The following is a 9,206-nucleotide window of genomic DNA, read 5'->3' as shown; positions in this document are numbered from 1 at the left end:
GGTCTTCGTCCACGGCAAGTTCGCCGAGCTTGTCATTGACATAGTCGGCATCGATGACCAGCGGGCTGGCGAAGTCGCCGCCCTGGAACGAGGCTTCCTCGAGCAGTCGCTCCATTACCGTATGCAGGCGTCGGGCGCCGATGTTCTCGGTGCCGTCGTTGACCTGCCAGGCGATCTCGGCGATGCGGGAAATGCCGTCTTCGGTGAACTGGACATCCAGCCCTTCGGTGCCGAGCAGTGCCCGGTACTGCTTGGTCAGCGCGGCCGACGGCTCGGTCAGGATGCGCTTGAAATCGTCTGGCGTCAGCGCCGTCAGTTCGACCCGGATCGGCAGGCGGCCCTGCAGTTCCGGAATCAGATCCGACGGCTTGGAGAGGTGGAAGGCGCCGGAGGCGATGAACAGGATGTGGTCGGTACGCACCATGCCGTGCTTGGTGGAGACGGTAGAGCCCTCGATCAGCGGCAGCAGGTCACGCTGGACGCCCTCGCGGGAGACATCGCCGCCGCTGCCGGATTCGCCGCGCTTGGCGACCTTGTCGATCTCGTCGAGGAACACGATCCCGTTCTGTTCGACCGCTTCCAGCGCGCGCTGCTTGATCTCTTCCTCGTTGACCAGCTTGGCGGCTTCCTCGTCCTGCAGCAGCTTCCAGGCGTCCTTGACCGTGACGCGGCGCGTCTCGGACTTCTGCTTGCCCATGTTGGCGAACAGGCTCTGGAGCTGGTTGGTCATCTCCTCCATGCCGGGCGGCGTCATGATGTCGACCCCCTGGCTGGCCGGCGTCACCTCGATGTCGATCTCCTTGTCGTCGAGCTGGCCTTCACGCAGCTTCTTGCGGAAAACCTGACGGGTGGAGGAGTCGTCGCGACCGGCATCGTACTCGCTGCCCCGCGGACGCGGCAGCAGGGCGTCGAGAATGCGATCCTCGGCGGCATCCTGCGCCTTGTGGCGAACTTCGGTCTTGGCCTGCTCGCGCACCATCTTGATCGCCATTTCCATCAGGTCGCGGATGATCGATTCGACATCGCGGCCGACATAGCCGACCTCGGTGAACTTGGTCGCTTCGACCTTGAGGAAGGGGGCGCCGGCCAGCTTGGCCAGGCGTCGCGCAATCTCGGTCTTGCCGACGCCGGTCGGGCCGATCATCAGGATGTTCTTGGGCACGATCTCGCCGCGCATGTTCTCGTCGAGACGCATCCGGCGCCAGCGGTTGCGCAGCGCGATGGCGACGGCACGCTTGGCGTCGTGCTGGCCGATGATGTACTGGTCGAGCGAATGGACGATCTCACGCGGCGTCATCGAAGACTGGGTCAGCGCCGGCTGCATGCTGGCGGTTTCCTGGGAAGGAGTCTGAGACATGGGAATGGGGCCTCGTTACAGCTCTTCGAGCGTGATCTGGTGATTGGTGAAGACGCAGATGTCGGCGGCGATGTTGATCGACTTCTCGGTGATCTCGCGTGCGCCGAGATCGGTGTTCTCGAGCAGTGCCCGCGCCGAGGCCTGGGCGAAGTGGCCGCCGGAGCCGATGGCGATGATGCCGCGCTCGGGTTCCACCACGTCACCGTTGCCGGTAATTATCAGCGAGGCGGTCTTGTCGGCGACGGCCAGCATCGCTTCCAGGCGGCGCAGCGCGCGGTCGGTGCGCCACTCCTTCGCCAGCTCGACCGCGGCCTTGGTCAGATGCCCCTGATATTTCTCGAGTTGCGCCTCGAAGCGCTCGAACAGGGTGAAGGCGTCGGCGGTGCCGCCAGCGAAACCGGCCAGAACCTGGCCGCGATGGAGGCGGCGAACCTTGCTGGCATTGCCTTTCATTACCGTATTGCCCAGCGACACCTGGCCATCGCCGGCCAGGGCAACCTGATCGCCACGGCGCACGGATACGATTGTGGTCATGCAATTAACTCCCAATGGCGCGCCGTCAAGTCTGGCCGACGGCGCCGAAAAACCGGTGTCATCGCGTCCGAATCAAGGATGACGGGTACGACGCGATGCAGCATGAATCATCAAGTGCGGGCAGGACCTTCGGAAATCAAGCCATCGGCGAGCAACGGCGGGAAAGCGGCGAGGCACAGAGGGGCAGAACACAAAGGGCAGAAGAAGGGAAAAGACGGGAAGAATGATAGGGGGAGAGACGCAGGGGAGAAAGACAGGAGGGAAAACCGCGAAGGCGTAACGGCCGGCGAAGAGTGCCGGCCGTGTTCTGTCTCGTGCTCGCGACGTTGCAGACGTCTCGCCTGCGGGGCTCAGTTCTGCAGGCGCAGCAGCAGCGGCTCGATGCCCTGGGTCACCATCAGGTCCTGGGCACGCGAGAGTTCGCGCTTGTCCTCGTAGGGGCCGACCTGAACCCGGTGCCACAGTTGATCGCCGTTGGCGCGGACATCGGTGATCTTGGCCAGCAGGCCGAAGTCCTTGAGCCGGTTGGCCAGGCGCTCGGCATCGCCGAGATCCCGGAACGAGGCGGCCTGCAGGACATAGCGGCCACCGCTGGGCGTCGGCTGCTTGGTCTGGTTCGCGGCGTCGTCGGCAGCGGCTTCCTGCGTCGCCTTGGCGGTCGGCTCCGGCGACGAGCTATCGCTGCTGGGCGCGATGACTTCCGTTTCCGGCAGCAGCGTGTAGAACTCGAACGTCGGCGTGGCCGGCTGTTGTGCAGTGCTGTCGCCGGCATCGGCGTTGCCACCACTCTGCTGGCCCTCGCTACCGCCGCTGGTCTGAGTGGAGGTCGGGCGAGGCACGACGGCAGCGACGGGCTCCGGCGAGGAGCGGTCCAGATACTGCGACAGGGCGAAACCGGCGATCAGGCCGGCAATCGCCCACAGCCACCCCGGAATGCCGCCGAGACCACCGCCTGGACTGCTGCCGGATCGGCGCGGGCGAGCCTTCGTCGTTGCACCTTTGGGCGAAGAACGGGAGGGGGACGGGCGGCTGTTCTGAGCGGGGCGGCGTGCCATGTCTTACATCTCCTCCGGGGCGCTGACGCCGAGTAGCGCCAATCCATTGCCGATGACCTGGCGTGTCGCCAGACCCAGTGCCAGGCGTGCGTTACGCAGCTCGGCATCGTCTACCATGACTTTCTGGGCGTTGTAGCAGGTGTGGAAGTCACTGGCGAGCTCGGTCAGATACTGCGCGATCTGATGCGGCTCGCGGGTGCGGGCGGCGCGCTCGACGACATCGGGATAACGCGCCAGACGATTCATCAGCGCCTTCTCCTGGGGGGCATCGAGACGCTCCAGATTGGCCATCGCGATGGCGTGGTCGAAAGCGAGATCGTCGCTTTCGGCCTTGCGCAGCACGCTGCAGACGCGGGCATGGGCGTACTGGATGTAGTAGACCGGATTGTCGTTGGTCTGCGACCGTGCGAGATCGATATCGAACGTCAACTGGGAGTCGGCGCGTCGTGCGGCGAGGAAGTAGCGCGTGGCATCGCGGCCGACTTCGTCGATCAGATCCCGCAGCGTGACGTAGCTGCCGGCACGCTTGGAGAGCTTGACCTCGACACCGGAGCGGGTCACCAGCACCATCTGGTGCAGCACGTAGTCCGGCCAGCCCTGCGGGATGCCGGCTTCCAGCGCTTGCAGGCCGGCGCGCACGCGAGTGACGGTCGAATGGTGGTCGGCGCCCTGTTCGTCGATCACGGTGGTGAAGCCGCGCTGCCACTTGTTGTAGTGATAGGCGACATCGGGCACGAAGTAGGTGTAGTCGCCGTCGCTCTTGCGCATCACCCGATCCTTGTCGTCGCCAAAGTCGGTGGTGCGAAGCCAGAGCGCGCCGTCGGCCTCGTAGGTGTGCCCGCCGGATACCAGCGCTTCGACCGTCTCTTCGACCCGGCCTTCGGCATATAGCGACGATTCCAGAAAATAGACGTCGAACTCGACTCCGAACGCCTTGAGGTCGAGATCCTGTTCGCGACGCAGGTAGGCCACGGCAAAGGCGCGGATGGCATCTTCGTCTTCCGGATCGGCCTTGGCGGTGACTTCGCGGTCGTCGGCAGTCACGGTCTCGCCGGCCAGATAGGCCTGGGCGACATCCTTGATGTAATCGCCGCGATAGCCGTCCTCGGGCCAGCCTTCGTCGTCGGGGCCGAGGCCGAGGGCGCGGGCCTTCACGGAGCGCATCAGGTTGTTGATCTGGGCGCCGGCGTCGTTGTAGTAGAACTCGCGGGTCACGTCGAAGCCGGTGGCTTCCAGCACCCGGCACAGGCAGTCGCCGATGGCGGCGCCACGGCCATGGCCGACATGCAGCGGCCCGGTCGGGTTGGCGGAAACGAACTCGACCTGCACTTTTTCGCCGGCGCCGATCATGCTGCGCCCGAAGGTGTCACCGGCATCCAGAATCTGGCTGACGATGCCCGCGATGGCATCGGTCGCGGCGAAAAAGTTGATGAAGCCCGGCCCGGCGATCTCGGTCTTGCGGATCGCGTCGTTGTCGGGAAGGGCTGCGACCAGCTTGTCGGCGAGCTCGCGCGGCTTGCAGCCGGCCGGCTTGGCGAGCACCAGCGCCAGGTTGCTGGCGTAGTCGCCATGGGCCTTGTCGCGGGTCGGGTCGACCTTGATCGCCGGACTCACGTCTGCCGGTAGATCGCCTGTCTGCTGCAGCTTGGCGATGGCGGCTTCGAGCAGTTCTGTAATCGTCTCTTTCATGGGTTACTTCGTAGTCGTGGGGCCTGGGCTTGGGGCTCTCGGCCCGACCCGGCGCGGGGTGCCGCGGATCTGGGCGTCGTGAACCTGCCGTCACGACGCGGGAAAAAGGCAGCCATTATCGGTGATTGCGGCATGGCTTTAAACCCTAGTCCCTTCGGGAGCTATAAGTTAGAAGCTTTAAGCTGTAAGAAAAGCGAAACCATCCGATTCCGGCTCGAAAGGTGGTTGCATCCCGGCTTACGGCTNNCTCAACGTCATCGGGTCGATATCCAGCGACCAGCGGACGCGTCGCGAGGCGGCGTTCTCCAGCCAGCCGACCAGCCAGGCGCCGGCTTCGTGCAGGGCGCTGCGTTTTTCCGCCGACAGCATCAGTTGCAGGTGATACCGGTTCTGGCGCCGTTCCATGGGCGCCGGCACGGGGCCGAGACAGTGGACTGCCAGACGACGTTCGGCAAGCCAGGCGCGTACGGCATCACCGGCCGCGTCTGCGGTCTCGCGGGCGTCTTCCTCGCGGGTGGCTTCGAAACGCGCCAAGGCCAGATAGCGATAGGGCGGCAGCCCGGCCAGGCGTCGCTCTTCCAGCATCTGATAGGCCAGCGCGTCGTAGCCGCTATCCGCCAGCAAACGCAGGTTCGGGTCGTCGGGATGCAGCGTCTGGACCAGCACGCGGCCGGCTCGGTCCGCCCGCCCGGCGCGTCCGGCCACCTGTACCAGTAGCTGGGCGCTCTGCTCGAGCGCGCGGAAATCGCTGGCGTAGAGGCCGGCGTCGGCATTGACCACGACGACCAGTGTCACGTGGGGAAGATGGTGGCCCTTGGCCAGCATCTGGGTGCCCACCAGGAGGCCCGGTTCGCCGCGGCGGATCTCGGTCAGCAACTGGTCGAAGGCTTCCTTGCGTCGCGTGCTGTCCCGGTCGATGCGATAGACCGGGACGTCCGGAAACAGCGTGGTCAGCGTTTCCTCCGTGCGTTCGGTTCCGGCGCCGAGCGGCCTCAGGTCCGCACTGTCGCAGCTCGGGCAGGCGTCCGGTTGCGGCGTCTGGTGTTCGCAGTGATGACAGACCAGCCTCGGCGGCTGGCGGTGCAGGGTCATGCGCGAGTCGCAGTGGCGGCATTCGGCGATCCAGCCGCACTGGTGGCAGGCCAGCGAAGGCGAGAACCCGCGCCGGTTGATGAAGACCAGTACCTGCCCCTCGGCTTTCAGTGCCTGGCGGATGGCATCGATCACTGGCGGAATCAGGCCGCCCTGGCGCAGGCGGCCGCGCAGATCGACCAGCTCCAGCTTGGCCGGGGCATGACGACTGGCGCGCTGGGTCAGGCACAGGTGCCGGTAGCGGCCGCTGCGTGCCTGGGCCAGCGTTTCCAGCGATGGCGTCGCGCTTCCCAGCAGGATCGGCACCCCGTCGCGTTGCGCGCGGGCCATGGCCAGGTCGCGGGCGTGGTAGCGCAGGCCGTCCTGCTGCTTGAACGAGCCATCGTGCTCTTCGTCGACGATGATCACGCCGGGCCGCGCCAGTGGCGTGAAGATGGCGGAGCGGGTGCCGATGATGATCGGGGCGCGTCCGCTGCGGGCGGCCTCCCAGGCATCCAGCCGCTCCAGGTCGGTAAGCCCGGAATGCAGTGCCACCACCGGCGCACGAAAGCGCTTGCGAAAGCGCGATAGCGTCTGCGGTGTCAGGCCGATCTCAGGCACCAGTACCAGTGCTTGGCGGCCCTGTCCGAGCACGCCTTCGATCAGTTGCAGGTAGACCTCGGTCTTGCCGCTGCCGGTAACGCCATGGAGCAGGCAGGGGTGGAAGCGGTCCAGCCCTTCGTGCAACGCGGCCAACGCTGCCGACTGCTCGCGATTGAGCGGCAGGGCGGGTTCGGCCAGCAGCGCTCCCGACCACCCTTCGCCGGCGGTCAGCGGCTCCCGAATGCAGGTGATCAGCGCCTTGTCGAGCAGCCCCTGCAGTTGGGCACGGGTGTAACCTTGTGCGGTTATCGCGGAGGTGATCATGCCGTGGCGATGCTGGGCCAGGAGCTTTACCAGTTCACGCTGGCGCGGCGCGCGGCCTAGCGCGTCGAGGGCGAGGGCTTCCGAGGCGTTCAGTTTCCAGCGTTCGCGAACCCGGGCCTCGAGCGGCCGTCCCTGGCGTAGCGGGCCGGGCAGGGCATGATGCAGCGTATCGCCCAGCGAATGCTGATAGTAGCGGGCGGTGAACTGGCACAGCCATAGCCAGTCCGCCGGCAGTGGCTCGTCGTCGAGGCGCTCCGTGATCGGCTTGAGCTGCTGGGCGGGCAGTTCGCTGTGCGTGGTACATTCCATCACGACCCCGACCAGGTGGCGCCGGCCGAACGGGATCTTGACGCGCAGCCCCGGTCGCCACCCGCCTGCGGGCGGTTGACCGGCGGGGCGATAGTCGAAAAGTCGCCTCAGCGGCGTAGGAACGGCAACGCGAAGAATCCGAGGAGGCGTTGATGCGCTCTCGGGGGCGATACGGGAATCTGCCAATTGGCCTCCATGAAGAGTTCTGCTAAAATACGCCGCCTTCCGACGTAGGGTTCGTCTTTTATCCGTGGTGCGATCATCGCCTGGCGATGCCGACTACGGGATTCCAGGCGGGCCGGTCGCGCGGGAGTGAACCGCGATTCCCTATCCGTGTACGGTGCCTGGCAAGAGATCAGGTGGCGGTACACCGCAAAGCGAGGCTTCACGATGAAACAGTCTATTCATCCCGAATACAAGACAGTCACGGCGACCTGTTCCTGTGGCGCGACCCATTCGATCGGCACCACGGCCAGCGAAGATTTCCACATCGACGTCTGCTCGCAGTGTCATCCGTTCTACACCGGCAAGCAGAAGCAGGCGACCACCGGTGGCCGCGTCGAGCGTTTCAACAAGCGCTTCGGTGCTGCAGTGCGTCGCGGTTAAAAGCGCGTCTCGCTACAACCGATTGGTTGTCGAAAAGCCCGCCTTGATGGCGGGCTTTTTTGTGCCCGCTCGATGGCTTTTTAAGTTTTAAAAGGCAAGGGTTAAGTTTTAAAAGATAAGGGGCATCGGATTTATCGACTGCCCCGAAGAGATGGATAAGGAATGTTTTATGGCTGAGGCTCTAGATATAAGTGTCGCCAAATGCACCCAAGTGGTTCAAACAGGCGCTTAAAATTCGCGAAAGGCAGAAAATGGGCAAAAGTTGTGTGGGGTGGGTTTTTTCTATAATCTGATCCGACTTCAGGCAAGACACTGTCGAAAATTCCCATCATTTGTCTTTGGAAAATCCTCATGAGTGACGATAAGAGACAGGCGGCGCTCGATTACCACGCAAAGCCGATTCCGGGTAAGTTGTCGGTCGAGCTGACCAAGCCGACCAACTCCGCCAAGCATCTTGCGCTGGCCTACAGTCCCGGCGTGGCGGAACCGTGCCGGGAAATCGCGCTGGATCCGGAAAACGCCTACCTCTATACCGGCAAGGGGAACCTGGTAGCCGTCGTTTCCGACGGCAGCGCCATTCTGGGGCTGGGCAATCTGGGACCGCTGGCGAGCAAGCCGGTCATGGAAGGCAAGGGCGTTCTGTTCAAGCGCTTCGCCGGCATCAACTCGGTGGATATCGAGGTCGAGGCCGACTCGGCCCAGGCTTTCATCGATACCGTGGCCAACATCGCCAATACCTGGGGCGGCATCAACCTGGAAGACATCAAGGCGCCGGAGTGCTTCGAGATCGAGGCGGCGCTCAAGGCGCGCTGCAGCATTCCGGTATTCCACGACGACCAGCATGGTACCGCGATCGTGACCGCGGCAGGGTTGCTCAACGCGCTGGATATCGCCGGCAAGACGCTGGCCGAAGCGCGCATCGTCTGTCTCGGGGCCGGTTCCGCCGCCATTGCCTGCATGAAGCTGCTCATCGAATGTGGCGCCAAGGCCGAGAATATCTTCATGCTGGATCGTAACGGCGTCATCCATAGCGGCCGCAACGATCTCAATCAATACAAGGCGCAGTTCGCGACCGAAACGCCGCTGCGTACGCTGGACGACGCCATCGAAGGCGCCGATGTCTTCGTCGGTCTGTCCGGGCCGAACCTGTTCAAGCCCGAGCAGCTCGAGAAGATGGCCGCGAACCCGGTGGTCTTCGCCTGTTCCAATCCGGACCCGGAGATCCACCCCGACGTGGCGCGGGCGACCCGGAGCGACGTGATCATGGGTACGGGGCGCTCCGATTACCCCAACCAGGTCAACAACGTGCTGGGGTTCCCGTTCATCTTCCGGGGTGCGCTGGATGTCCGGGCCACGGCCATCAACGAGCAGATGAAGATCGCGGCCGTTCATGCCCTGAAGGATCTGGCGCGAGAGCCGGTGACCCAGGAAGTGCTGGATGCCTACGAGCTCGACTCGCTGGAGTTCGGTCGCGGCTACATCATCCCGACGCCGGTGGATTCGCGCCTGCTCGAGAAGATTCCGGCGGCCGTCGCCCAGGCTGCGGTGGAATCCGGCGTGGCACGCAAGCCATATCCCGCGCACTACCCGCTGAAGAGCGTCAAGGAGATCTACGGCTGATCGCGAGCCTGTCATCTCCAGACGACGATGCCGCCCAC

Annotated in this window: 6 protein-coding genes and 1 pseudogene; 2 read left to right on the top strand and 5 right to left on the bottom strand. The window is 64.5% G+C overall.

Features of this window, described 5'->3' with window-relative positions:
• Window position 1: 1 nt before the first annotated feature.
• The 5 genes and pseudogenes from hslU to DOM32_RS04915 form a co-directional block, all read right to left on the bottom strand.
• Window positions 2–1,324 (bottom strand): annotated as a pseudogene (gene hslU, locus DOM32_RS04935) (ATP-dependent protease ATPase subunit HslU); the annotation flags it as partial.
• Between the two features lie 48 nt (window positions 1,325–1,372).
• A complete protein-coding gene (gene hslV / locus DOM32_RS04930; protein WP_071231846.1) occupies window positions 1,373–1,891 on the bottom strand; it encodes an ATP-dependent protease subunit HslV in 519 nt (172 codons plus the stop codon).
• A gap of 350 nt (window positions 1,892–2,241) precedes the next feature.
• Window positions 2,242–2,946 carry an SPOR domain-containing protein gene (locus DOM32_RS04925; RefSeq protein WP_071231847.1) on the bottom strand — a complete coding sequence of 235 codons (705 nt, stop codon included), beginning with the start codon at window positions 2,944–2,946 and terminating at the stop codon, window positions 2,242–2,244.
• A gap of 3 nt (window positions 2,947–2,949) precedes the next feature.
• Window positions 2,950–4,635 carry an arginine--tRNA ligase gene (argS, locus tag DOM32_RS04920; RefSeq protein WP_110631727.1) on the bottom strand — a complete coding sequence of 562 codons (1,686 nt, stop codon included), beginning with the start codon at window positions 4,633–4,635 and terminating at the stop codon, window positions 2,950–2,952.
• Window positions 4,636–4,872: 237 nt separating this feature from the next.
• On the bottom strand, window positions 4,873–7,113 hold the full coding sequence (locus DOM32_RS04915; RefSeq protein WP_208625310.1) for a primosomal protein N': 2,241 nt from the start codon (window positions 7,111–7,113) through the stop codon (window positions 4,873–4,875).
• 219 nt (window positions 7,114–7,332) lie between these two features.
• Between DOM32_RS04915 and rpmE the strand changes: the two genes are divergently transcribed.
• Window positions 7,333–7,548 carry a 50S ribosomal protein L31 gene (gene rpmE, locus DOM32_RS04910; protein WP_071231850.1) on the top strand — a complete coding sequence of 72 codons (216 nt, stop codon included), beginning with the start codon at window positions 7,333–7,335 and terminating at the stop codon, window positions 7,546–7,548.
• Between the two features lie 351 nt (window positions 7,549–7,899).
• Window positions 7,900–9,168 (top strand): malic enzyme-like NAD(P)-binding protein, encoded by a 1,269-nt coding sequence (locus tag DOM32_RS04905; protein ID WP_071231851.1) that lies wholly within the window; start codon window positions 7,900–7,902, stop codon window positions 9,166–9,168.
• Window positions 9,169–9,206 lie beyond the last annotated feature (38 nt).

This window comes from Salinicola salarius, from assembly GCF_003206135.1.
Classification (GTDB): Bacteria; Pseudomonadota; Gammaproteobacteria; order Pseudomonadales; family Halomonadaceae; genus Salinicola; species Salinicola salarius.
Note: the sequence above shows the minus strand (reverse complement) of the source record. Positions and strands in the feature narration are given on the sequence as shown.